This is a genomic window from Roseovarius sp., from assembly GCF_048262375.1.
In the GTDB taxonomy this organism is placed as follows: Bacteria; Pseudomonadota; Alphaproteobacteria; order Rhodobacterales; family Rhodobacteraceae; genus Roseovarius.
This window is the reverse complement of the sequence record NZ_JBLXFE010000001.1, coordinates 1-25,226: the sequence shown is the minus strand read 5'-3', so window position 1 is coordinate 25,226 and position 25,226 is coordinate 1. Positions and strand designations below refer to the sequence as shown.

The window sequence follows — 25,226 nt, the reverse complement described above, 5'->3', positions numbered from 1 at the left end:
GTCTAGCTTGCCTCGTATTACTACGTATCGCCCCGGAGGCACCATGGATCTGCAAGCAACCCATCACAATCACATGACCATCATCACCGTTGGCGAGGCGCGCATTGATGCCGCCGCCGCCATCCGATTCAAGGACGCCATGCGCGCCGCCACCTCAGATGTGCCGGGGCATATGGTGCTGGACCTCAGCAACGTGACCTTTGTTGATTCAAGCGGCCTGGGCGCGATTGTCGCCGCGATGAAACAGATGGGGGGCGAGCGGCGGCTCGATCTGGCCGGGCTCACGCCCGATGTCGCCAAGGTATTTCGTCTCACACGCATGGATTCGGTCTTTAAGATCCATGATGATCTCCTCGACCTCAGATCCCGCGCCAGCGGCTGACGCGGCGGGATGGACGGCCCCCCCCATCACCATCAACGGGAGCGCGCGGTGACCCCCAGCGCCACGCCACAGAACTTGACACTCATCACCAAGGCAACCGAGCTTTCGGTACGAGACATTCTCGCCCGCGCCCGCGTTTGGCTGCGCACAAAAGGCCTCGCCGACGAAACCTGCGGCACGGTGGAGCTGGCCTTGGCAGAGGCGCTGAACAATATCGTGGAACATGCCTATGCGGCGGAAACGCCGGGCGGGATTCGGCTTGTCGTTAGGCTGTCCCCGGCCCGGCTTGTCTGCGTGCTCAGTGATCAAGGCGCGGCCTTGCCTGATCTCAAACCGCCGGGCGGCGCCCTGCCGGATCCCAGTGTCGGGCGTGATGATCTGCCCGAGGGCGGATTCGGCTGGTTCCTGATTCGCGATCTGACCGAACGGCTGGCCTATCGCCGCAGGGCAGGCTGGAACCATCTGACGCTCGAATTTACGGTGAATCGCGCCTAATACAACCAGAGGAATCGCCCGCCTCAATCTTACCTCAATCTGAGCAAACTCACGCCGCACGGCCCCTGCATACCTTAACCTGTAGCTGCATATGGCTTCCCTCGACGTCGCGTGTATTTGCCCCCACCCAGCGCGCGGCGTCGAGGCCTTAACGTATCTTCCCCAATTGGCAAACGTCGCAACTGCGCCTAGTGTTCAGGCATCACTGACACAAGGACAATCTATGCGCGATTTTCATATGCCCGGCCGCTCGGCCACGTTCTCCACTAATGGCATGTGCGCCACGTCGCACCCGCTGGCCGCCAAAACAGCCATCGACATCCTCGAACGCGGCGGCAACGCCATGGACGCAGCAATTGCCGGCGCAATCCTCCTTGGCCTCTGCGAACCGCAGATGACCGGAATTGGTGGCGATTGCTTTGTCCTCTTCTCGAAACCGGGCGATCAGACCATTCACGCGCTCAACGGCTCTGGCCGCGCACCCGCCGCAGCCTCTGCTGCCGCCCTGCGCGCCGCAGGACATGAGACCGTCCCCCTCCAGAGCGCGCATGCGGTGACCGTGCCCGGTGCCGTCGACGCATTTTGCCAACTCAGCGCCGATCACGGCAAGCTCGGGCTCGACACGCTGTTGGCACCGTCTATCCGCTACGCCGAAGAGGGTATTCCGGTGGCCCCCCGTGTGGCCTTTGACTGGCCCACTGCCGGGGCAGCGCTGCAAGGTCACGGGCTGACCCATTTCATGCCAACAGGCACCCCGCCCAAGACCGGCCAGATGTTCTACGCGCCCGGTCAGGCCGAGGTGCTGCGCCGCGTCGCGCGCGACGGGCGTGCTGCCTATTACGAGGGCGAGGTGGCCGAAGATATCATCGCCACGCTCAACGCGCTTGGCGGCACGCACACGGCGGCCGATTTCGCCGCTCAACGCTGTGATTACACCACGCCGGTCAGCGGCGAATACAAAGGCGCCAATCTGGTCGAACATCCGCCCAACGGACAAGGCGCAACGGCGATCCTTCTGCTCAACATCTTGAAACACTTCGATATTGCGGACATGGACCCGTTTGGCGCCCAACGCATTCATATCGAGGCCGAGGCCACCAAACTTGCCTATGACGCGCGCAATCGCTTTATCGCCGATCCCAATCACACGACCAAGCTCGACTATATGCTGTCGCCGGAAACCGCGGCGAAACTGGCCGCTCTGATCAATCCGAAACGCGCCATGACCGCTGCCAAACCGCTGACCGAGGCGGTGCATCGCGATACGATCTACATCACTGTGGTAGACCGCGACCGCATGGCGGTCTCGCTGATCTATTCGATCTTTCACGGTTTCGGTTCTGGCATCGCATCCGAGAAATTCGGCGTGCTGCTGCAAAACCGCGGCGCGGGCTTTACGCTGGAAGAGGGGCATCCCAACGAATTTGGCGGCGGCAAACGCCCGATGCACACGATCATCCCCGGGATGCTGGTAGAAAATGGCCGCGTGGCCATGCCCTTTGGCGTAATGGGCGGCTCGTATCAATCGACCGGCCATGCACGGATGGTGTCAAACATGCGCGATTTCGGGATGGACCCACAATCCGCTATCGACGCACCGCGCGCCTTTGCCGATCCGTTGGGTCTAAACCTCGAACGCGGTTATGGGCCTGAGGTGGCGCAGACTCTTGCCGACATGGGCCACGAGATTCTGCGCCTGCCCGGTCCTATCGGCGGCGCGCAGGCAATCTACATTCATGAGGACGGCCTGCTCGAAGGTGGCAGCGACCCGCGTAAGGATGGCTGCGCGCTCGGGTATTGATGGCAATCAGTGGGTTTCCCCCACCCTACAGGCGCGATGTAGGGTGGGGGCCAACCCACCGCAACCGGCTCAGTTCAACTGGAAGTGCAACGGGTAATGCCCGTCCTCGAACGGTCCAAAGAGATCGGGAATGTCCGGATGATCAACGGGCTCGCCCGAATAATCGGCCACGAGGTTCTGTTCGCTCACATAGGCCACATAATAACTCTGCTCATTCTCTGCGAGCAGATGGTAGAACGGCTGTTCTTTGGATGGGCGGCTGTCCTCGGGAATCGAGGTATACCATTCCTCAGAGTTCGAGAACTGTGGATCAACGTCAAAGATCACCCCGCGAAAGGGATGCTTCTTGTGGCGGACCACTTGACCCAGATGATATTTTGCACGCGTTTTAATCATATTAAACTAGCCCCTAACGAGAGAGTGTACACCTTTCAAGGGTGGTTTGTCCAATTTTCGGCTGAAACAGTCGGGAAACAGTTTGTGAACCGAAAGGTGACAGCGGACTTCGGCGCACAACCGATGAATTCATGATTTCCCCCGGAGACGCTTTCCGTTAAACTGTCCCCAAAAAAAGAGAGCGAGAGGCATATGAGCAGAACTCTTCGCGCGTTGATGGTGCTATTCGTGCTGGCCTCCTGCGGGGGCGGCAATGGCTATGGCACAGCCCCGCGCAATCTGGACCACGCATGCGCCATTCTGGACGAGCGCCCCGAATACGCCCGCGCCTTTCGCGCCGCAGAGCGGCGGTGGGGCGTGCCTGCGCATGTGCAGATGGCGACCATTTATCAGGAAAGCAAGTTCATTAGCGACGCGCGCACGCCGTTCCGCTGGGCACTTGGCGTGATTCCGACCGGGCGGATCAGTTCGGCCTATGGCTATAGTCAGGCGCTTGATGGCACATGGGAGGAATACCAACGAGACACCAGACGGTTCGGCGCGCGGCGAACCGATATTCGGGACGCCACGGATTTCATCGGCTGGTACATGGCGCAATCCAACGAACGGCTGGGAATCTCACTCAGCGATGCGCGCAACCAGTATCTGGCCTATCACGAAGGGCGCACCGGATTTTCCCGCGCCAGCCACAACAACAAGCCGTGGCTGTTGCGCGTGGCCGATGAGGTCGAAGTCCGGTCGCAGACCTATCGCGCCCAGCTTGGCACCTGTTCGCGTGGTCTGATCTGAAACATCCCGCACCTACGGTCGCCCCCTAGGGGCGACCACATCAGCGGTCGATTCGCATCCGTTCCTTGCCGGGGATGACGAAACTCTCGTCGTTCAGCCGAACATCGCGCGTCATATCCCCCAGAACCACAGTGGTCGCACCGCCGCTGCCGTCATGTATCACCCACTGGCGCAACTCGACCGGATCGCCTGTGAAAACCAGATCAATGCTGCCATATTCGGGATTGTCCGGGTCCTGCGCGCGCACCGTGGTCGCGGTGCCGTCACTGGCATGCCCCACCACCATCCGCTCGCGCGAGAGATCGACATTATGCGCCAGAATGATCTTGAGCGGGGTACGGTTCAGCGGATAGCCCTGCGGCCCGTCATTCGAGCGCGGATCAATGATCCCCACCGTATCGCCATCGGCCACCACCAACGCCTGTTCGGGCGGGTCGTATTCAAAGCGCACGCGCCCCGGACGCTTGATCAATATCCGGCCCGTGCTGATCGTGCCATCATCATTGATCTGGGTAAAGGCCCCCTGCACGGTCTTTAGCCCATTGAGATAGGTTGAGATTTCTCCCAAAGACAGCTTTTCCGCCGCCGCCGGGAGCGCCATCGCCGCCCAGAGGACGGGCACCATGAGAAAACGCATCTTGTTCATTCTCCCGAGATAAGACGCCCCACGCAGGATTGCACCTGCGCGGGGCGTAAATTTTTGTGCCCGGGCGATCTTCCGCCGCCTGCTACTGCGGCTCGGGCACCAGCACTTCGCGCTTGCCGACGTGGTTCGAGGAACTGACAACCCCCTCATCCTCCATCTGCTCGACCAGACGCGCGGCCTTGTTATAGCCAATCGCCAACTTGCGCTGAATATAGGAGGTCGAGCATTTGCGATCCCTGATCACGATCGCCACCGCCTGATCATACAGCAGATCATCCCCCTCAGCGCCGCTGCCTGACGACAGCCCCAGCACCGCATCAATGCTCTCGGCCTTATCCTCATCCGGCCCTTGCAGCACCGATCCCACATAGGTCGGCGGGCCGTAAGCCTTGAGGTGATTGACCACTTCTTCAACCTCTTCATCGCTCACAAAAGGACCATGACAGCGGGTGATCTTGCCGCCCCCGGCCATATAGAGCATGTCGCCCATGCCCAAGAGCTGCTCGGCCCCCATCTCGCCCAGAATGGTGCGGCTGTCGATCTTGGAGGTCACCTGAAACGAAATCCGCGTCGGGAAATTCGCCTTGATCGTGCCGGTGATCACATCGACCGACGGGCGCTGTGTCGCCATGATGAGGTGGATACCAGAGGCCCGCGCCATCTGCGCCAGCCGCTGGATACAGGCCTCGATTTCCTTGCCCGCCACCATCATCAGGTCGGCCATCTCATCCACGATGACCACGATATAGGGCATTTTCTCGGGCGCGAATTCTTCGGTCTCAAACACCGGCTCGCCGGTGTCGTCGTCAAACCCGGTCTGCACCGTGCGGCTGAACATCTCGCCTTTTTTCAGCGCTTCGGCCACGCGCCCGTTATAGCCATCGATATTGCGCACGCCCATCTTGGACATCTTGCGATAGCGGTCCTCCATCTCGGCCACCACCCATTTGAGCGCGACCACCGCCTTTTTGGGGTCGGTCACAACAGGAGACAGCAGATGCGGAATGCCGTCATAAACGCTCAGTTCCAGCATCTTGGGGTCGATCATGATCAGCCGGCATTCATCCGGTGTCAGCTTGTAAAGCAGGCTCAGGATCATCGTGTTGATCGCCACCGATTTGCCCGACCCGGTGGTGCCGGCGATCAAGAGGTGGGGCATCTTGGCAAGGTTGGCCACAATCGGATCGCCGCCAATGTCCTTGCCCAGTGCCAAGGGCAGCTTTTGATTGCCATCGCCATAGGCGCGGCTCGACAGGATTTCGCGGAATCCCACCATCTCGCGGTTGTCATTAGGCAGTTCGATACCGATGACACTGCGCCCCGGCACGGTCGAGACACGGGCCGAGAGCGCCGACATCGAGCGCGCGATGTCATCTGCCAGACCGATCACGCGGCTCGCCTTGAGACCCGGTGCCGGCTCCAGCTCATACATGGTGACGACGGGGCCGGGGCGCACGCTGACGATCTCGCCCTTGACGCCATAATCATCCAGCACGTTTTCCAGCATCCGCGCGTTTTCTTCCAGCGAATCGTCACTCAGGTGATGCCGCTGGATATTTTCCGGGTCCGACAACAGGCTCAGCGGCGGCAATTCATATTCCGGCTGCGCAGGGGTCTCAAATCGCAAGGTTGGCTGCGCCTCGGCCAAGGCGCGCGATGACGGCTGCATCGGCTTGCGCGGGGCATGCTGAACCACCTTGCGCGGCTCGGGCATGGGAATGCGCGGCGCGGGGGCGGCCATCTCTGGCGCATCATCCAGACCATAGGCCTCGATCATGGCGTCGAACTCCTCGTCCTCAGTCAGATCGATCATCGGCGCGGGCTCTGCCGCCGCGGACCGCGCGGTGAGCGGCGGCTCGGACGGGTAGGACGTGGTGGCCGGGCGCGCACGCTGCATCAGCGCAGACTCTTGTGCGGCATGGCGCGCGGTCAGCGGCGGCTCGGGGGGCAAGGCCCCGCGCGGCGCAGAGTTCAGGATCAACGGATCAGGCCCCCTGCCCCGGCCTTTGGTCAGGGGGGCAACCGTATCCACCCGCACCGCAGGGTTCTGCCGCACCCGTGACTTGATCACATCCGAAATCTTGGCGCGAATCCGGTCATCGCCGGGCATTTCCGCCTCACCCTCATAGGTCGCAGCCTCGATCAGTTCCGGCTCGGGCATGACCTCGGGCTTGCGCATCAGCAACGGCATCCGCGCGAGCAAACCACCGGGTTTTTCCACGGGCTTTTCCAGGGGTTGCTGTGGCTCAACTGCGGCGCGTGCCGTCAGCGGCACATCATCGGACCGGCGCACGCGCGCGCCCTGCATCGCGGGTTCGGCCCGCTGCGGCTGTGCCGCGACACGTTCGGCACGGCGCGCCCGGCGCGCCGCCAGCATCGCCTGCACCGCTTGCCCGGCCTGTGTCGCACCCCCGGCCCCCCGGCCCATCACGCGCATCAGCGCAACGTAGCACAAGATCACTCCAACCAGCAGAAACCGCCCGATCCGGCGTAACTCGTCCCCGCTAAAGCCCAGCACGAACGCGCCCAGCGCCAACACCCCCGCCCCCAGCACCAGCGACAAGAGCTTGAGCCCGACACTCGCCCCGATGGGCAGAATCCCCAGCAACGTGCCCAGAACGGTATCACCAAACAGACCACCCAGACCAAAGCTATGGGTCTGCGCCCAGTCCGCCCCCGGCGTCAGCGACGCCGCATAAAGCGCCAGAACCGCCAGCCAGATCGGCGCAAAGATCAACCGGCCCATGGCCCGCTCTTGGCCCCGGTGCAGCGCCAGACGTGCGCCCCACGCCCCCAGCACCAGCGCAATACCCCACGACCCCCAACCGATGATCATGAACAAAGGGGCCGCCACCGACGCCCCAAAGCGCCCTATCCAGTTCTGCACCGGCGCATCCGTGGCCGACATCCAGCTCGGATCATCCGGGCTGTACGAGACCACCATTGCCGCCGCCATCATCGCCACGACGATCATCACAAGACCCAGCAATTCCTTGCCACGTTTCTCGAGCGCCTCAGCCATGGAGCTGTCCAGCAAAGGGTCGCGCCCGCGCGTCTGATATGCCATGTCGTCCCTCGTCCTCAATCATCCATAGAGACAGTCGCGCAGCCGCATCAGACCGCCCGCCATCTCGGTTTTTGGGGCCACCATCGCGACCCGAATATATCCCTGACCGGGGTTCACGCCCCCCGCCTCTTGGCTCAGATAGGCACCCGGCAGCACCCGCACGCCGGTTTCCTGCCAGAGCCGCAGCGTCGCCGCCTCGCCATCCTCAACTGGCAACCATAGGAAAAATCCAGCCTCCGGGCTGTGATAGCCCGGCAGATTGCCCAGAATCTCATCGGCAATCTCGTATTTCTCGCCATAGAGCCGCCGGTTCTCGATCACATGCGTCTCATCCGCCCAGAGCTTTGCCGCCGCATGCTGCAACGGCATCGGCAGCGGCGATCCGGCATAATTGCGCAATTGCTTCATCTGCGCGATATTCTGGGGGCCAGAGGCGACAAATCCACTGCGCAGCCCCGGCAGATTCGACCGCTTCGACAGGCTGTGAAAGGCAACGATGCGCTCGGGGTCCGCGCCCATATCCCGCGCCACCTCCAGAATACCCACCGGCGGGGTATCCCGGTAAATCTCGGAATAGCATTCATCCGCAAAGATGCGGAAATCGTAGCGTTCCGCCAGCCGGATCAGATCCGCCCAATATGCGCGGCTGGCCACCGTGCCTTGCGGATTGGCAGGCGAACACAGATAGGCCACCGTCACCCGGTTCAGCACTTCTTCGGACAGTGCGTTAAAATCCGGCAAGAACCCGGTCTCATGCGTCGCATTGAGGAAAACCGGCTCGGCCCCCACGCTGAGCGCCGCCACCATATAGACCTGATAAAACGGGTTGGGGGTCAGCACCACGGGCCGCTTGCCGCCCTTGGTTTCAGGGCTGAGCGCCATCATCGCATTATAGAGCCCCTCACGCGTACCATTGAGCGCCATCACATGGCGAGCCGGATCAAGCGTCACGCCATAGCGCCGCCCCAGCCAGCCACTTGCAGCCTCAAGCAGCGCGGGCATCCCCTCATTGACCGGATAAGAGCCAAATCCATCCGCATTTTCTGCAATAATATCAATAACCCAGCGCGGAAATGCGTGCTTGGGCTCGCCAATTGTCATATGCACGACCTCGCCGCCGGGCGCATGAGCGTCAAGCAGGGTCCGCAGGCGCGGAAACGCATAGGCCGGAAGGTTCGCAAACCGCTCGGGAAACATCTGATACTGCCTCAAGGTTCGGGATCATTCGCGTCCCGTTTCCTTGAATCTACCCAAGCCCCGGCCTCAGGTCCAGCAAAACCAATGGGCTAGCTCCCAAAATGTGGCATTTTTGGCAGGTGCCCTGCAGATCACCGTTCTGCAAATACTCATTGCGGCATCGCCCCGGCCACTCAGGCCAAGGCCGGCGCGCTCAGGTTGCCGTCAATTGCCCATCCTGCCAGCCGGTAACCGTGGCGCGCACGATTTGCCCCACGGGCTGATCGCTGCCAAACACGACTTCGGTAAATTGTTCGGTCCGCCCCATGCGCGGGGCCTCCATCAGCACAGCATGTGCGCGGCCCTGCTGCTCGGCCAGATGCGCGGCCACCCGCGCCTCTCCGGCGGCACGCAACCGCGCGGCCCGGTCCTTGATCGCAGGCCCCTTGACCTGCGGCATCCGTGCTGCGGGCGTGCCGGGGCGCGGGGAATAGGGAAAGACATGCAGCCAGGTCAGGTGGCAGTCCTCGACCAGCCGCAACGAATTTTCAAACTGCGCCTCGGTCTCGGTCGGAAATCCCGCAATGATATCCGCACCAAAGGTCATCTCGGGCCGCAAGCGCCGCGCCTCTTCCGCGAACCGAATGGCATCATCGCGCAGATGCCGCCGCTTCATTCGCTTGAGGATCAGATCATCGCCATGCTGCAGGCTCAGGTGCAGATGCGGCATGAGTCGCGGTTCAGTGGCAATCGCCTGCATCAGGTTCTCATCCACCTCGATGGAATCGATTGAGGATATCCGCAAACGCGGCAGGTCCGGCACCAGCCGCAAAATCCGCATCACCAGATCGCCCAGCTTGGGCGCGGCGGGCAAATCCGCCCCCCAGCTTGTCAGGTCCACGCCCGTCAGCACCACCTCGTTATAGCCTGCACCCACCAGCCGCTTGATCTGCTCAACCACAACGCCAGCGGGCACAGAGCGCGAATTGCCCCGTCCAAACGGGATGATACAGAACGTGCAGCGATGATCGCAGCCATTTTGCACCTGCACATAGGCGCGGCTGCGGCTGCCGAACCCGTCAATCAGATGCCCGGCTGTTTCACGCACCGACATGATATCATCGACCAGAACCCGTTCGGTTTCACCGATGAAATCCCCGGCCAGCCGCCCCCAGGTTTCAGGGCTCATCTTTTCGGTATTGCCGATGACCGCATCCACCTCGGGCATCGCGGCAAAGGTTTCGGGCTCGGTCTGCGCCGCGCATCCGGTCACGATCAGCCGTGCCGCGGGGTTCTCGCGCCGCAAGCGCCGAATCTCCTGACGCGCCTTGCGCACGGCCTCGCTCGTCACCGCGCAGGTGTTGACGATGACCGCGTTGTCCAGACCCGCCTGCCCGGCCAGTTCCTTCATCGCCTCGGTCTCATAGGCATTCAGCCGACAGCCCAGCGTGGTGAATTTCGGCGCCCCGATTCTCTGTTCGCTCATTGGAACGCTGCCAGAAACGCAGGCGTGAACCACCCGCTTGCCACATGCGCGGTCTCGCCGGTCATCCAGACGCCATCCTCGCGCCAGTCAACATGGATCGTGCCACCATCGAGATCAATCCGCACCCTGCGCCCCGTCAACCCCCGCCGCGCCGCCGCAACCGCCGTCGCACAGGACGATGAACCAGAGGCCAGCGTCACCCCCACGCCCCGCTCCCAGACCCGCATGCGGATATGATCCGTGCCGATGACCGTCGCCACCTGCACATTGGTGCGCTCAGGGTAAAGCGGGTGATGCTCATAGCGCGGCCCGAACTGCTCCAGCGGCACGGCCTCGGCATCGGCCACGAAGAATGTGCAATGCGGATTGCCCATACCGGTGGCCACCGGCCCGCCCTCGATCGGCAATTCCAGCGTATCCATTGCCTCAGCCAGCGGAATCTCGGCCCAGTCAAGCTGCGGCGCGCCCATGTTCACCGACGTCAGCCCGCCGCCCGCATCCACCGCCACCAGCGCGCCGCGCGCGGTGCTCAGCTCCAGCCGGGTCTTGCCACTCTCCTGCATCAGATGCCGCGCAATACAGCGCGTGGCGTTGCCACAGGCCGCCGAGGTCGATCCATCCGCATTGTAAAAGGTCAGATGCGCATCACCCGAGCCCTCAGAGATCACCGCCAGCTGATCGAATCCAATGCCCCTATGCCGATCCGCGATTCCCGTGATCAGCTCCGGCGTCAGCCCTAAATCCCGCGCGCGCCCATCCAGCACGACAAAATCGTTTCCCAGCCCATGCATCTTGAAAAAGGGCAATCCAGTGAGGTCAACTTGGCTCATGCTCGCGCATATAAACCCAGCCTCGCGACGAATCCAGCAGATCGCGGAATTATCTTGCACTTTCGGGGTTGACCCCCCGCTCCGCTCTTTCTAGATAGCGCGTCTAGTGGGCCGTTAGCTCAGTTGGTAGAGCAACTGACTTTTAATCAGTGGGTCGCAGGTTCGAATCCTGCACGGCTCACCACTTGCCAAAATTATGCTTTCCCCAATTGGGGGTGGCGCGGGGTTTGAGGCATCTCTTTCAGAGGCTCTTAAGCTGCGCGCGCCGTTGGCGCGGAATGCGCGGTTCTCGATCACACGATTCCGGCTCAATGGGTCGTCCTCAGACCCGATAATTTCGGGGCACCCGCCCTGCAAGCGCACGCGTGATTCGGGCTTCTTTCAACCGGTTTCAGATTATGGGCAGGGAATCCGCCCGGAACAGTGGCTCTGCGTCTGATGGCTCTGACAACGCGCAAAATGTCGCCGTGCAAGGGCCACCTCCCCCAAACCTGTCAAAATCCCCAGAACGTCCCGCCGCGGTCACCGCAGCGAAATTGCAGTTCTAAGGCTCAAGGCACAACCGTATGCCTCCGATTGACAGGCAAAAATTAGGTGACTGTTTAACTTAGGAATTGCCATACCTGACTGTTTCACTTAGGAACCGCATCACTCCCCTGAGGAGTAGATCACAGGCAAGACGCCCAGGACAGGTTCCAACTGACGGCGCGGGCCGTCCCGTTGCCACAAGAGACGACGGACAGCTCTCGACGCTGCAAAACGCACGGGTCAGAGCACGGATCCCGGCACGGGCCTCACACCCAGCAGACGCGCGCGTTCAGAGCGCGACACACCGCAATGACACGCTCAGAAAGACACCCGATGACCCGCATTTTCCTGACCACCACCTCACTCTGCCTCTCGCTCACCGGGGCCGCCGTGGCGCAAACCGCCACTGAGGTGCTTGATCACTACGCCGATCTTGCCGCCGCAACATATGAGGACAGCCTGATCACCGCCCGCATGCTGCAAGCGGCGGTTGACACGCTGATCAACACCCCCTCACCCGAACATCTGGACGAGGCCCGCACCGCCTGGCTGCGCGCCCGCGTGCCCTATCAGCAGTCCGAGGTTTACCGTTTTGGCAACGCAATCGTCGACGATTGGGAAGGAAAGGTAAACGCCTGGCCACTCGACGAAGGGCTGATCGACTATGTCGACGGTGCCTATGGCGGGCCGACGGATGCCAATCAACTGGCCGCCCTCAACGTCATCGCCAACCCGACATTCACCCTCTCGGGCCAAGACATCGACGCCTCTGAAATCACCCCCGCATTGCTCACCGATACGCTGCACGAGGCAGACGGGATCGAGGCCAATGTCGCCACCGGCTATCACGCCATCGAATTCCTGCTCTGGGGGCAGGATTTGAACGGCCACGCCCCCGGCGCGGGCGCTCGCCCTTGGACGGATTACGCAGCACCCGAGGCCTGCACGGGCGGCCATTGCGACCGGCGGGCAGAGTATCTCAAGGCCGCGACTGATCTGCTGGTCTCAGACCTCGAATGGATGGTGGCGCAGTGGCAAAACGACGGCGCCGCCCGCACATATGCCACCAAGGATGCACAGGGCGGGCTGACGGCGATGCTGACTGGCATGGGCAGCCTGTCATATGGCGAACAGGCCGGAGAGCGGATGCGGCTTGGGCTGATGCTCAACGACCCCGAAGAAGAGCATGACTGCTTTTCCGATAACACCCATAACAGCCACTATTACGATGGGCTGGGCATTCGCAACGTCTATCAGGGCACCTATCTGCGCGTCGACGGCACCCTGATCTCGGGCCCATCGCTGGCTGATCTCGTGGCGGATACTGATCCTGCGCTGGATACCGAAATGCGCGCACGGCTTGACGCAACGATGGTGGCGCTTGGCCGAATCAAAACAGCAGCCGAGGCAGGCTTTGCCTATGACATGATGCTGGCGCGCGGCAACCCGGCAGGCGAGGCACTTGTGATGGGCGGTGTCGATGCACTGATCACGCAGACCCGCACCATTGAACGGGTGATCACGGCGCTCGACCTTGACGGGGTGACGATTGAGGGCTCCGACAGCCTCGACGATCCCTCGGCCGTATTTCAGTAAACCTTTTTTTCCGGCCCGCCGCCTCAGGTGGCGGGCGAAATGACCCAGCCTGCAGCAAGGTACGCGATCACATAATCAACTGGGGGCCCACAGGACCGCTGCCCTCAAAACATCCAAAGGACAGTGATGAAAACCCTACCTGTTACACTCATGGCCTGCGCAGCATTCTCCGCGAGCACCGCCCAATCCCAAGAATCCGCCGTGCCTCTCTCAGCGGAATTTTCGGTCGAACTGCAAAGCGATTTCACCGTCGACTCCTCCGCCCCCGGAGGCAAGATCGACAACACCTTCGCCACCATCGAAGGTGCCATTTCCTACGCAGTCACGTCCCGAACCTCGCTCAATACCTCGCTGGTGTTCGAGCAGATCACGGCGCCCACCTCAGACAGCATTCTCGAAGATCACGGTCTCTATGCCGAAGAACTTTACGCCGCACATGATTTCGGCGCGGCACAGATCGTTCTGGGCAAGTTCAATCCCGCCTTTGGCATCGCATGGGATGCCGCGCCGGGTATCTATGGCGCTGATTTAGCGGAGGATTACGAGATCACCGAAAAGATAGGTGCTGGCATTGTGATCCCCTTTGCCATGGCACAGGGCGAACATGAACTCAGCCTCGCCATCTTCAACGCCGATCGTACGGTCCTGAGCGAATCGCTCGGCGAAAATCGCGGGCGCACCAGGCAGAGCGCGGGCGGCGTGTCGAACACCAGCGGGCCGGAATCCGTCTCTGTCGCCCTCTCGGGCACATTCGGCGCAACCGGCTACACACTTGGCTGGCAATCCCAATCGCGCGGCGTGGGCGATCTGGCCGATCAAACAGGCGTCGTGGGCGGTATCAGCCATGATTTCACCACCGGCACCACTCCGGTCACGCTCTTGGCCGAACTGGCCTATTTCGATCGTTTCGACGGCACCCGCGACAGCGCCACCTATGCCACCATCGGGGCCGCGATGCCGGTCGGGCCGGTGACGCTCTCGGCGGTCTATGCGCTGCGGGATGTCGATACCCTGCCGCGCGACCGCCTCGCGACAGTCTCGGGCGAAATCGAACTGGCCGACGGGCTGAGCGCGGCCCTTGCCTATCGCTATGGCGACGAGAGCGGTGACGAAACGCATACCATCGGCGCATTGCTCGCCTACGCCTTCTAGAAAACAACGAAAAGGTCATGCCCGTGCCCCTGTCCCAGCTTCATCGTTTGGCCCTTCTGACCCTCGGAACAGCCACCCTTTGCGCGGGCATGACCGTTGCTCAACCGCTGGCCGACGTTCATCTCGACATCGTGCCGCGCACCAAGGCAGAGCGGGCGCGGGTCACCGCCGCCACCGCCCCACCACAGGACTTTTCCGCCGCTTGGCCGTTTGAGGAAAACGCGGGCGGTGCGCAAACCGTGCGGGCGCGCGACACCGCCGATGCCTTCTCGCAGCCCGCCGCAAACCTCACCTTCGAACAAGAACTGGATTTCCGGGTCGGCAACGGGCTCTTCCGGCGGCTCTGGGTGTCGCCACCGGCCTCAACGCTGGCCTCCGACGGTCTGGGTCCGCTCTACAATGCACGCTCCTGCCAGCGCTGCCACCTCAAGGACGGGCGCGGCCATCCGCCCGACGGGCCCACCGACAGCGCCGTATCAATGTTCCTGCGCATCTCGATCCCCGCCCCAGCCCCGTCAGAGATCGCGGCCTATATTGCGGGCACCTATCCGACAGCACCCGACCCCACCTATGGCGCACAGTTGCAGGATTTCAGCCTGCCGGGCCATGCGCCCGAATACCGGCTTGATGTAACCTACGCAGAGCTGGAGGTGCCCCTCTCGGGCGGCGCAGTGGCGTATTTGCGCCAGCCAACCTATCGCGCCGCCGATCTTGGCTATGGCCCGCTTCACCCGAATGCCATGCTCAGCCCGCGGATCGCTCCCCAGATGATCGGCATGGGGCTATTAGAGGCGATCCCCACCAAAGATATTCTGGCCGCCGCTGATCCGGATGATGCCGACGGCAACGGCATTTCGGGTCGGCCACAGATCGTCTGGTCGGACCTGCATGACCGGCCCATGCTGGGTCGCTTCGGGCTCAAGGCCGGCAATCCAACCGTGCTCGAACAAACCGCCAGCGCCTTTGCCGGCGATATCGGCATTTCCAACCCCCTGCACCCTGCTGGCGCGGGGGATTGCACCGAGGCACAGACCGGTTGCCGCGCGGCGATCCACGGCGGCGACCCCGAACAGGGCGGCTTCGAGGTGGACCAGACCGGGCTCGACCTTGTCAGTTTCTACAGCCGCACGCTGGCCGTTCCGGCCCGCCGCGATCTGGCTGATCCAGAGGTGCTGCGCGGGCGCGAAGTTTTCTACGACACCGGCTGCACAGCCTGTCACCGGCCCAATTTCGTGACCCACCGGCTCAAGGATGAAAACCCGGCGTCGTTCCAACTGATCTGGCCCTATACCGATCTCTTGCTGCATGACATGGGCGAGGGCCTGGCCGACAACCGCCCCGAGGGGCGCGCGAACGGTCAGGAATGGCGCACGTCGCCGCTCTGGGGAATCGGGCTGACCAAGGCGGTCTCGGGCCATAGCTATTTTCTGCATGACGGGCGCGCGCGCTCGCTGCTTGAGGCCGTGCTCTGGCACGGCGGCGAGGCGCAGGCGGCCCGTGACACCGTGACGACCATGCAGCCCAAAGACCGCGCCGCCCTGATCCGCTTTCTGGAGAGCCTGTAATGCGCCTTGCCCCCCTTGCCGTGACCCTGTGCCTTGCCACCGCAGCCAATGCCGGTGTGCAAGAGGCGCTGGACCAACACATCCTGCCCGGCTTTGCCCAGTTCGCGCGAACGACAGAGGATCTGTCACAGATGGCCGCACAGGATTGCCGCGCCGTGGCCCTGCGCCCCGCCTATCACACCGCGTTTGACGCATGGATGACGGTGGGCGACCTGCGCCTCGGACCATCCGAGACCGGCGCGCTTTCCATAGCCTTCTGGCCCGACCCGCGCGGGTTTACAGAGCGGACGCTGTCCCGGCTCATTGCCGAAGAGGACCCCATAGCCCATGCGCCAGACGATTACTCTGAGGTATCCATCGCCGCGCGGGGGATGTTTGCGCTCGACATGCTGCTCTATGATCCCACGCTCTCGGATTATGACCAAGACAGTTACAGCTGCGCGCTCGTCGCCACCATCGCCGCCGATCTGAACACCCAGGCCACGGCGCTGTTCTCGGCTTGGCAAGAAGACTACGCGCCCGTGCTGCGCACGGCTGGAACCCCTGGCAACGCCACCTATCTCAGCCCTGATGAGGCGCGGCGCGCCCTCTACACCCAAGTTCTGAGCGCGCTTGACATCACCGCCGACAAACGGCTTGGCCTGCCGCTTGGCACCTTTGCGCACCCCCGCCCCCCCTTGGCCGAGGCGCGCCGGTCTGGCCGCAGTCTGCGACAGGTGATGCGTGCCGCCGAGGCGGCGCATGCCCTTGCCACGGCCCTCGTCGATGGACCCATGCCACAGAGCGACGCCGCCCTGATCCGCGTGACAGAGGCCGCCGACAGGATCACCAACCCCGCCTTTCAGGACATCACCGATCCACAGGCACGGTTGCACGTCGAGGTGCTGCAACAGGCAGTGCGCGGGCTGCATGACGCCATCACTGCAGAAATCGGCACCCGGCTTGGCATCGCGCCGGGCTTTAACGCGCAGGACGGAGACTGAGACCATGACCACAAGACGCGCCTTTCTCGCCTCGCTTCTGGCCAGCGGCGCCGCACCGCGCCTTGGCTGGGCTGCGGCGGGCAACCCCGCCTATCTCGCCGCCGCCCGCACGGCCGATGGCAGTTTTGCGCTGCACGGGCTTGATAAAGACGGGCAGAGCCTGTTTCACATCCCCTTGCCCGCGCGCGGGCATGCCGGAGCGGGCCACCCGACACGCGCCGAGGCAGTGGGATTCGCCCGCCGTCCGGGAACCTTTGCTCTGGTGATCGACTGCGCCACCGGGGCTTTGCGGCACCGCCTCACCCCCGCCGAGGGGCGGCACTTTAACGGTCATGGCTGCTATGCGATGAACGGCGCGTGGCTCTTGACCGCCGAGCAATACAGCGACACCAGCGCTGGCGCAATCGGGGTTTGGGACGTCGAGGCGGGCTATCGTCGCATCGGTGAATACGCCAGTGGCGGGACCGGGCCGCATGACCTTCGGCTGATGCCCGATGGGCAGACGCTGGCAGTGGCCAATGGCGGCATCGCGACGGACCCCTCCGACCGTCGCAAGCTCAATATCGCGACAATGCGCCCCAATCTGAGTTATCTCAATCTGGCGGGAGAGGTTGTGGACCAGATAGAGCTTGCCCCGGACCTGCACCACAATTCGATCCGGCATCTTGCCCTGCGGTCCGACGGGCTTTTGGCCTTTGCCATGCAATGGGAAGGCGAAGAAGGCGCCGCGCCACCGCTTTTGGGCCTGCACCGACGAGGCGCCGCGCCGATCCTCGCCAGCGCGCCCCTTGCGGATGAAATCGCCATGCGGGGCTATGCAGGCAGCGTGGCCTTCAGTGGTGACGGAACCGAGGTCGCCATCACCTCGCCGCGCGGCGGGCGACTGCACCGCTTCTCGGCAGAGGGCGTCTTTGCGGGTCCGGTCTCACGCGCCGATGTCTGCGGCCTCGCCCCCCGCGCGACAGGGTTCTTTCTGAGCGACGGGCTGGGCGGGCTGCTCGCGCTCCAGGGCGGGCACACGCGCGCCCTGTCACAAGGGGCGCTGGCTTGGGACAACCATATCGTCTGGCTCTGAGACAGCGGGCCCGACGCGCAAAAGACCAAGACCCGCCTCGCGGCCAAAGCATTCGAAACCCTGCAAAATTGGCAAATCCAACTCCGCATTCCGCTCGCGACTTGCACCCGCCGGGCGGATCAGCCCGGTTCTTTTTAAAGGAACAGGCGCCATTCTAGCGCCCCGGTGTCAGACAGGGTCATTCCAGGATCGCGGCTCATACCCGATCACCACAGTGCCCAGAACCAAATCAACCAGCCGTTCGATCAGGTGCGTCTGCCGCGATTCTGAATAGAGCGTCTCGCCAAACGAGGCCGAGAATGTCGCGCGGTTCGACACGTTGTAAAAACTGAATGAACTGGTGAGCCAGTGCAGCTCCAACGCATCGACCCCCTCGCGAAACAGACCCGCCGCCTTACCGCGCGCGCAGACATCTTCCAGCTTTTCGATGATCGAACGGTTGAGTTTCGGCACGATCTCTGACTTGCGCAGATATTCGGCGTTGTGGATGTTCTCGATCATCACCAGCCGGATGAAATGCGGGGCGCGGACATGCGCCTCGAACGTCGCCTCGATCAGCCGCCGCAGCGCCGCGACCGGCTCAAGCCCGGCCACATCCAACTCATCCTCACGCGCGCGCAGGGTGGCATAAACCCCCTCCAGCACACTGCAATACAACCCCTCTTTGTCACCGAAATAATAGTAGATCATCCGCTTCGAGGTAGAGGTCTGGCGTGCGATTTCATTGATATTGGCCCCCGACAACCCATGCGCGGCAAACTCCTGCGTCGCAATGGTCAGAATGTCTTGCCGCACCGCCTCGGGGTCTTTTTTCCATGACGTTTTGCGCTTGATACTCGCGTCACCCGTACTCCCGCCCATGCAACCGCCTCATACCTTTAGTGATTCCTGATCTGAATAGCATGAATTTAACCCATAGGTCCATTTGTGTTGACAAATTAACCGCAAGGTACATAAAAGAACTTAACTGGCGGTACGAGGAGCGAATCGTCAGCGATGAAATCCAGGGAGGACAGAGATGTCTCGTAAGCTTATTGGCGCCTTCGTTGCGCTCGGCCTGAGTGCCGCCGTTGCAACAGCGCAGGACTACCCCGCCAAGGAAATTCAAGGCATCATCCAATGGGGGGCCGGTGGCTCGACCGACACTGTGATGCGTTCGGTCACACCGCATGCCGAGGCCGCACTGGGTGGCACCGTCGTCATGCAGAACATGACCGGCGCGGTGGGGGCAATTGCCCTCAACTATGTCGCGGATGCGGATGCGGATGGCTACACATTGCTGATGGGTGCGGAAAACCCGCTGCTCTATAAGGTGATGGGCCTTGGCGACAAAGATTACTCGGAATTCACCCCGATCAACATCCTCGCACGCGGCACGCCCATTCTGGTGGCTCGCAATGATGCGCCCTTCGACGATTACGCCGGGATGATGGATTTCATCAAATCCAATCCGGGCGAATTGCGCATCGGCTCCACCGGACCGGGCGGCGTGCCGTCGGTCGTCACCGCGATGATGAACACTGTCGAGGGCACCCTTGATGTAACCGCCGTTCCCTATGACGGCGACGGCCCCGCCCTGACCGCCCTGCAAAGCGGCGCGATTGACGTGATGCCCGCCGTTCTGGGCGCAGCCATCGAATCGATCCGCGCCGGGGCAATGAAACCGCTGGCAATCTTTGACGTCGCCGCCAACGAAAAACTGCCCGATGTGCCGGTGGTGACCTCCTTCAACGACGGCTACAACACCTACCTGCCTTGGGGCCCGTTCTTTGGCGTCTTCGCCCCCAAAGGCACACCCGATGATGTCGTGGCCAAGCTGACGGACGCCTATGCAACCGGCGCACAGCACCCCGACTTCCTCGCATTGATGGATGGCCGCGGCTTTACCATGATGGGGATCAGCGGGGCCGAGGCCACCGAGTTCCTGACCAAATGGCAGCAGAACACCGCCTGGCTCTTGCAAGAGGCCGGTCTGACCAAAGCCTCGCCGGAAGAGTTCGGCATCGCCCGTCCCGGCAAGTAATCGACCAACGCAATGGTGGCTGGCCCTTTGGCCAGCCACACCCGGCGCCCCGCGCCACTGAGCACTTACAGAAAAACTTGCGTGACTTTTCTGTTCGTAATCGCGCCCAATCAGACAGTTCGTGCTCTTCAGCTTTTCGGGACATGACCGAAGGCCTTGGGCTGGGCGATGCATTGCAGCCGGGATCATCCCCGGACAGGCCAAGGGAGGAGACAACGATGGACCCCGAATTCAGAGGCGATCAGGACCACCACGACGGTACGTCCGACGCAACACCCGGCGGGTATGACGCCAAACGCAGACCCGGTGAATTGGGCTTTGCCCTGTTCCTCACCATCGCAAGCGCGGTCCTGCTCTACAACGCACATGCGATTTCAGGCTTCGAGGCCCTGTCCGCCCCCGGCTCCGTGCCCATGGCCACCACTGCCACCATGCTCATTTCAGCCCTTTTGATCACGCTGCGCACCGCCCGCCTGCCGCAGGTCATGCATGAAAGCCTGTCACGCGATATTTTCCCGCTGACAGTTGTCATCTTTGCTGGCTTTCTGATCGTCTTCGGGCTGCTGCTCAAACCCCTTGGGTTCCTGCCGACCGCCGCACTCTTTCTGATCGCCGCGATCAAACTTCTGGCCCGCTGGGACTGGTCGCGCACGATCGTCGTTGCTCTGGGCGCGCTTTTGGTGATCTGGATCGTCTTCCGGGTGATCTTCACCGTGCTGCTGCCCTCAGGCGTGGTCCCCGAGGCGGAATTCATCCAGTTCTTCCGCACTCTTCTGTCCGGGGGGGGCGCATGATGGATACGCTCTTTGCCATTCTCACGGTCTTTACCCAGCCCCAACTTTTGCTTCTGGTCGCGGTGGGCACCTTTGCCGGGATCTATATCGGCGCCATTCCCGGCCTTTCGGTCACCATGGCGGTGTCGATCCTGATCTCCTTCACCTTCTCATGGGATGTCTATCCGGCGATCTCGCTCATGGTGGGCATCTACATGGGCGGCGTTTACGGTGGATCACGCACCGCGATCCTGCTCAACATTCCCGGCGCTCCCTCGGCGATTGCCACCGCGATGGATGGCTATCCCATGGCGCAGCGCGGCGAGGCAGGTCAGGCAATTGGCGTGACCACCGTCATGTCGTTCTTCGGCGGGCTGATCGGCATCGTCGTTCTGGCCCTCGCCGCCCCCTATGTCTCGGTTTTCGCGCTGACATTCCAGCCACGCGACTACATGCTGCTTGCGGTTCTGGGCATCCTTCTGGTCGGCTCGCTCTCCTCTGGCAGTCTGGTCAAGGGCATCTTTGCCGGGGCCTTGGGCCTTGCCATCGGCGCTGTTGGACGCGATCCGCTGACCTTCACCGAACGCTTCACCTTCGATCTGCAACTGATGCAGGGCGGGATTTCCTTTATTGCGGTGATGATCGGCATGTTCGGCGTGTCCGAGGCGCTCTTGCAACTCCAGAATGTCAACAAAACCGCCATCCGGCAAAAGATCACCAAGATCGTGCCGTCCTTCGGCGTGATCCGCAAATACCTGCCACTGTCGTTGCAAACCTCGACCATCGGGGTGATCATCGGCGCCCTGCCCGGCACCGGCGGCGATATCGCGGCGCTCATGGCCTATGACCACGCCAAGCGCGTGACCAAAAACCCCAAGGTGCCCTTTGGCAAAGGCGCGATGGAGGGGCTGGTGGCCCCTGAGACCGCCAACAACGCCGCCGTGGGCGGGGCCTTTATCCCGATGATGACGCTGGGCATCCCCGGCGATGCGGTGACCGCCATCATGATTGGCGCGCTCTTCATCCACGGGCTCAACCCCGGCCCGATGCTGATGATCGACCAACCCGATATGTTCTGGTTCATCGTCGGTGCGCTCTTTGTCGCCAATATCTTCATGCTGATCTTTGGCCTCACCGGCATCCGCATCTTTACCAAGATCGTGGAAATGCCGCGCGCGGTCATCATTCCGCTGATCCTGCTTTTGTCGATCGTCGGGGCCTATGCGGTCAACAATGCGATCTCGGATGTCTACTGGATGCTGGGCTTTGGCGTCTTTGGCTACTTCATGCGGCATTACGGCTATCCGCTTGGCCCGGTGATCCTCGGCGTCATTCTCTCACGCCTCCTGGATGACAACTGGCGGCGCGCCATCATCTCCGAGCGCGAAGATCTTGGCCGCTTCTTCGAAGGCATCGTCACCAGCCCGCTCTCCCTCACCCTCTTCATAGCGGTGGTCCTGATCTTCGTCAGCCAGACACCGCTCTGGACTGCCCTGAAAACCCGCCTCTTCCGAAAGGCAACACAATGATCGCGACCATGACCCGTGCCGTCAAACTCGGCCTGATCGGCGACAATATCACCCGCTCGAAATCTCCCCGGCTGCATGTCACGGCGGGACAACTGACCGGGCTCAACGTGACCTATGACCGCCTGATCCCCCACGACATGCACCTCACCTTTGACGAGGTATTCGATCAGGCGCAGGCCAAAGGCTATCGCGGCCTCAACATCACCTACCCCTACAAGGAACTCGTGACCCGGCGCGTCACCGTCACCGATCCGTTGGTGCACGCCATCGGGGCGGTCAACACGGTGGTCTTTGACGCGGACGGGCCAAAGGGGTTCAACACCGATTACACCGGCTTCATGCGCGCCTATCGCGACGTGCTGGGCACAACCAATCCGGGCACCGTCTGCCTCATCGGCACCGGCGGCGTGGGCAAGGCGGTGGCCTTTGGCCTGATCGGCCTTGGCGCGGCCGTGATCCGCTGCGTCGATCTCGATGCCGCCAAGGCCGAGGCATTGGCCGACAGCCTGCGCGCCCTTGGCACCGACACGCAAATCGAGGTCACGACCGATCCTGTCACCGCCGCAAAGGGTGCCGATGGTCTGATCAACTGCACGCCTCTGGGGATGGTGGGCATCGGTGGCACGCCCCTGCCCGGCTCCGCGATGGCAGGGGCCACTTGGGCCTTCGACGCGGTCTATACGCCCGTCGATACCCAATTCCTGCACGACGCCGCTGCCGCCGGGCTGCGCATCATTTCGGGCTACGAGCTTTTCTTTGGACAGGGGGCAGACGCCTGGGCAATCTTCACCGCCACCCCACTCGATGAGCCCGCCCTGCGCGCCGCCATCGAAGGGGACAGCATATGAAAACCTCCATCGCCACGGTCTCTGTCTCCGGCAGCTTGCCCGAGAAACTCGAAGCCATCGCCGCCGCCGGTTTTGACGGGATCGAGATCTTCGAGCAGGATTTCATCGCCCATGACGGCAGCCCCCGCGAAGTGGGCGAGATGATCCGCGCCATGGGTCTTGAGATCACCCTCTTCCAGCCCTTCCGCGACTTCGAAGGCCTGCCCGCCCCCCTGCGCACCAAGGCGTTTGACCGCGCCGAGCGCAAATTCGACCTGATGCAGGAACTGGGCACCGATCTCATTCTGGTCTGCTCCTCCTGCCATCCGGAGGCGCTTGGCGGTATCGACCGTGCAGCGACTGACTTTCACGAGCTTGGCACCCGCGCGGCCAAGCGCGGGTTGCGCGTGGGCTTTGAGGCGCTCGCCTGGGGTCGCCATGTCAACGATCACCGCGACGCATGGGAAATCGTGCGCCGCGCCGATCACGCGAATGTCGGCCTGATCCTCGACAGCTTTCACACCCTCGGGCGCGGCATCGACCCCGAAACCATCCGCCGCATCCCCGGCGACAAGATCTTCTTTGTTCAACTCGCGGATGCGCCGCTGATTGACATGGACCTGCTCTATTGGTCCCGGCATTTCCGCAACATGCCCGGCGAGGGCGATCTCGACGTGACCGCCTTCATGCAGGCGGTGGTCGCCACTGGCTACGCAGGCCCGATCTCGCTCGAAATCTTCAACGATCAGTTTCGCGGCGGCAGCACCCGAACCGTGGCCGAAGACGGTTATCGCTCGCTCACCGCCCTGCTGGACGATGTCCGGCGCAAGGAACCGTCAACCGCGCTCGATCTGCCGCAAATGCCCGCCCGCGCCACCGTGCAGGGTGTCTCTTTCGTGGAATTCGCCTCTCGGGGCGACGAGGCCATGGCGCTTGAGGCAATGCTGGCCTCTCTGGGCTTTGCCCATGCGGGCAGCCATATTGCCAAACAGCTTTCGCTCTGGACCCAAGGCGACATTCGCATCATCGTCAACCGCGAAACCACCGGCTATGCCAGCAGCGCCTACACGATGCATGGCACCACAGTTTGTGACGTGGGTCTGGCCGTGGACGATGCGGATGCAACCGTCACCCGCGCCACGGCGCTTGGCGCGCATCCCTTCTCACAACCGCTCGGGCCGGGCGAACTGGACATTCCCGCCATCCGTGGGCTCAGCGGCAGCGTGCTGCATTTCATCGACGACAAGAGCGGGCTCAGCGATGTCTGGTCGGTCGAATTCATCCCCGAACAGCCCAGCCCGCAAGGCGCAGGGCTGACCCGCATCGATCATCTGGCGCAAACCATGAGCTATGATCAGATGCTCTCGTGGTCGCTCTTTTACACCACGCTCTTTGGCATGCAAAAATCGCCGATGGTCGATGTGGTTGACCCCGATGGCCTTGTGCGCAGTCAGGCGCTGGAAACCGCCGACGGCTCTTTTCGCATCACCCTCAACGGCGCGGAAACCCACCGCACCATGGCGGGCAACTTCCTCGCTGACAGCTTTGGCGCGTCGGTCCAGCATATCGCGCTTGCGACCGATGACATCTTCGCCACCTCCCGGGCGCTCAGCGCGCGCGGGTTCAAACCCCTGCCAATGTCGCCCAATTACTACGCGGATCTGGCGGCGCGCTTTGACCTCGCACCAGACCTGCTGGCGCGGCTTGAGGCGGGCAATATCCTCTATGACGAGGATGCCGGCGGCGCCTTCTTTCAGCTCTATTCACGCCCCTACGCCGGCGGCATGTTCTTTGAACTCGTCCAGCGTCAGGGCGGCTATCAGGGCTACGGCGCCCCCAACGCCCCCTTCCGCATCGCCGCACAAAAACGCCTGATGCGCCACAAGGGGATTCCAAAACGATGACCGAGCGCTACACCATTGGGATGGCGGTTCGGCGCCGGGTTTTGGGGGATGCGCATGTTGACCGGGCGGAGGCGCAGAAGTCGGAGTTTGACGCGGCGTTTCAGGGGCTGATCACCGAATCCGCCTGGGGCACGGTGTGGGCCAGTGATGGCATCAGCTTGCGCGAACGCTCGATGCTCACGCTGGCGCTGCTGGCGGCCACC

The 25,226-nt window shown here is 62.5% G+C and carries 21 protein-coding genes, 1 tRNA gene and 1 pseudogene; 16 read left to right on the top strand and 7 right to left on the bottom strand.

Features of this window, described 5'->3' with window-relative positions; genetic code table 11:
- Positions 1-43 precede the first annotated feature (43 nt).
- The 3 genes from ACN0SW_RS00115 (at position 44) to ACN0SW_RS00105 (ending at position 2,678) form a co-directional block, all read left to right on the top strand.
- On the top strand, positions 44-382 hold the full coding sequence (locus tag ACN0SW_RS00115) for an STAS domain-containing protein (protein ID WP_417725853.1): 339 nt from the start codon (positions 44-46) through the stop codon (positions 380-382).
- Between the two features lie 48 nt (positions 383-430).
- Positions 431-877: an ATP-binding protein gene (locus ACN0SW_RS00110; protein WP_417725852.1), complete on the top strand. Its 447-nt coding sequence runs from the start codon at positions 431-433 to the stop codon at positions 875-877.
- Between the two features lie 223 nt (positions 878-1,100).
- Positions 1,101-2,678, top strand: coding sequence for a gamma-glutamyltransferase family protein (locus tag ACN0SW_RS00105; protein WP_417725851.1), 1,578 nt, complete (start codon positions 1,101-1,103; stop codon positions 2,676-2,678).
- Between the two features lie 69 nt (positions 2,679-2,747).
- Here the strand turns inward: ACN0SW_RS00105 and hspQ are convergent, their stop codons facing one another.
- A complete protein-coding gene (gene hspQ / locus ACN0SW_RS00100; protein ID WP_417725850.1) occupies positions 2,748-3,074 on the bottom strand; it encodes a heat shock protein HspQ in 327 nt (108 codons plus the stop codon).
- Between the two features lie 192 nt (positions 3,075-3,266).
- Between hspQ and ACN0SW_RS00095 the strand changes: the two genes are divergently transcribed.
- On the top strand, positions 3,267-3,863 hold the full coding sequence (locus ACN0SW_RS00095; RefSeq protein WP_417725849.1) for a lytic transglycosylase: 597 nt from the start codon (positions 3,267-3,269) through the stop codon (positions 3,861-3,863).
- Between the two features lie 40 nt (positions 3,864-3,903).
- On the opposite strand, the gene ACN0SW_RS00090 is transcribed toward ACN0SW_RS00095, so the two are convergent.
- From ACN0SW_RS00090 to dapF, 5 genes are all read right to left on the bottom strand, one after another.
- The gene (locus ACN0SW_RS00090) at positions 3,904-4,509 is read right to left on the bottom strand and encodes a LolA family protein (RefSeq protein ID WP_417725848.1); all 606 of its coding nucleotides are present in this window, start codon (positions 4,507-4,509) and stop codon (positions 3,904-3,906) included.
- Between the two features lie 82 nt (positions 4,510-4,591).
- Positions 4,592-7,576, bottom strand: a complete 2,985-nt coding sequence (locus ACN0SW_RS00085) for a DNA translocase FtsK 4TM domain-containing protein (RefSeq protein WP_417725847.1) — start codon at positions 7,574-7,576, stop codon at positions 4,592-4,594.
- 18 nt (positions 7,577-7,594) lie between these two features.
- Positions 7,595-8,773, bottom strand: coding sequence for an aminotransferase class I/II-fold pyridoxal phosphate-dependent enzyme (locus ACN0SW_RS00080; RefSeq protein ID WP_417725846.1), 1,179 nt, complete (start codon positions 8,771-8,773; stop codon positions 7,595-7,597).
- 193 nt (positions 8,774-8,966) lie between these two features.
- Complete coding sequence (gene mtaB / locus ACN0SW_RS00075; protein ID WP_417725845.1) at positions 8,967-10,238, bottom strand: tRNA (N(6)-L-threonylcarbamoyladenosine(37)-C(2))-methylthiotransferase MtaB; 1,272 nt, start codon at positions 10,236-10,238, stop codon at positions 8,967-8,969.
- Positions 10,235-11,068, bottom strand: a complete 834-nt coding sequence (gene dapF, locus ACN0SW_RS00070; protein ID WP_417725844.1) for a diaminopimelate epimerase — start codon at positions 11,066-11,068, stop codon at positions 10,235-10,237. The genes mtaB and dapF overlap by 4 nt, the downstream gene beginning before the upstream one ends.
- Positions 11,069-11,176: 108 nt before the next feature.
- On the opposite strand from dapF, the gene ACN0SW_RS00065 reads away from it, so the two are divergent.
- From ACN0SW_RS00065 to ACN0SW_RS00040, 6 genes are all read left to right on the top strand, one after another.
- Positions 11,177-11,252: transfer RNA gene (locus ACN0SW_RS00065), tRNA-Lys, on the top strand.
- Positions 11,253-11,929: 677 nt separating this feature from the next.
- Positions 11,930-13,192 carry an imelysin family protein gene (locus tag ACN0SW_RS00060; RefSeq protein WP_417725843.1) on the top strand — a complete coding sequence of 421 codons (1,263 nt, stop codon included), beginning with the start codon at positions 11,930-11,932 and terminating at the stop codon, positions 13,190-13,192.
- 126 nt (positions 13,193-13,318) lie between these two features.
- On the top strand, positions 13,319-14,344 hold the full coding sequence (locus ACN0SW_RS00055) for a hypothetical protein (RefSeq protein WP_417725842.1): 1,026 nt from the start codon (positions 13,319-13,321) through the stop codon (positions 14,342-14,344).
- An 89-nt stretch (positions 14,345-14,433) separates the two neighbouring features.
- The gene (locus ACN0SW_RS00050; protein ID WP_417726305.1) at positions 14,434-15,909 is read left to right on the top strand and encodes a di-heme oxidoredictase family protein; all 1,476 of its coding nucleotides are present in this window, start codon (positions 14,434-14,436) and stop codon (positions 15,907-15,909) included.
- Positions 15,909-16,892 (top strand): imelysin family protein, encoded by a 984-nt coding sequence (locus ACN0SW_RS00045; protein ID WP_417725841.1) that lies wholly within the window; start codon positions 15,909-15,911, stop codon positions 16,890-16,892. The genes ACN0SW_RS00050 and ACN0SW_RS00045 overlap by 1 nt, the downstream gene beginning before the upstream one ends.
- Positions 16,893-16,896: 4 nt before the next feature.
- Positions 16,897-17,967, top strand: coding sequence for a DUF1513 domain-containing protein (locus tag ACN0SW_RS00040; RefSeq protein ID WP_417725840.1), 1,071 nt, complete (start codon positions 16,897-16,899; stop codon positions 17,965-17,967).
- Between the two features lie 168 nt (positions 17,968-18,135).
- Here ACN0SW_RS00040 and ACN0SW_RS00035 read toward each other — a convergent pair whose 3' ends face one another.
- The gene (locus ACN0SW_RS00035; protein WP_417725839.1) at positions 18,136-18,828 is read right to left on the bottom strand and encodes a TetR family transcriptional regulator; all 693 of its coding nucleotides are present in this window, start codon (positions 18,826-18,828) and stop codon (positions 18,136-18,138) included.
- 157 nt (positions 18,829-18,985) lie between these two features.
- On the opposite strand from ACN0SW_RS00035, the gene ACN0SW_RS00030 reads away from it, so the two are divergent.
- The 6 genes and pseudogenes from ACN0SW_RS00030 to ACN0SW_RS00005 form a co-directional block, all read left to right on the top strand.
- Entirely contained in the window at positions 18,986-19,990 is a 1,005-nt protein-coding gene (locus ACN0SW_RS00030) for a Bug family tripartite tricarboxylate transporter substrate binding protein (protein WP_417725838.1), read from the top strand.
- Positions 19,991-20,208: 218 nt separating this feature from the next.
- The gene (locus tag ACN0SW_RS00025; RefSeq protein ID WP_417725837.1) at positions 20,209-20,784 is read left to right on the top strand and encodes a tripartite tricarboxylate transporter TctB family protein; all 576 of its coding nucleotides are present in this window, start codon (positions 20,209-20,211) and stop codon (positions 20,782-20,784) included.
- Positions 20,784-22,292 (top strand): tripartite tricarboxylate transporter permease, encoded by a 1,509-nt coding sequence (locus ACN0SW_RS00020; protein ID WP_417726304.1) that lies wholly within the window; start codon positions 20,784-20,786, stop codon positions 22,290-22,292. Before ACN0SW_RS00025 ends, ACN0SW_RS00020 begins: the two co-directional genes overlap by 1 nt.
- Before the next feature lie 8 nt (positions 22,293-22,300).
- Positions 22,301-23,140, top strand: a complete 840-nt coding sequence (locus ACN0SW_RS00015; RefSeq protein WP_417725836.1) for a shikimate dehydrogenase family protein — start codon at positions 22,301-22,303, stop codon at positions 23,138-23,140.
- On the top strand, positions 23,137-25,023 hold the full coding sequence (locus ACN0SW_RS00010; protein WP_417725835.1) for a bifunctional sugar phosphate isomerase/epimerase/4-hydroxyphenylpyruvate dioxygenase family protein: 1,887 nt from the start codon (positions 23,137-23,139) through the stop codon (positions 25,021-25,023). The genes ACN0SW_RS00015 and ACN0SW_RS00010 overlap by 4 nt, the downstream gene beginning before the upstream one ends.
- Positions 25,020-25,226, top strand: a pseudogene (locus tag ACN0SW_RS00005) (4-carboxymuconolactone decarboxylase); the annotation flags it as partial. The gene ACN0SW_RS00010 and the pseudogene ACN0SW_RS00005, both read left to right, overlap by 4 nt.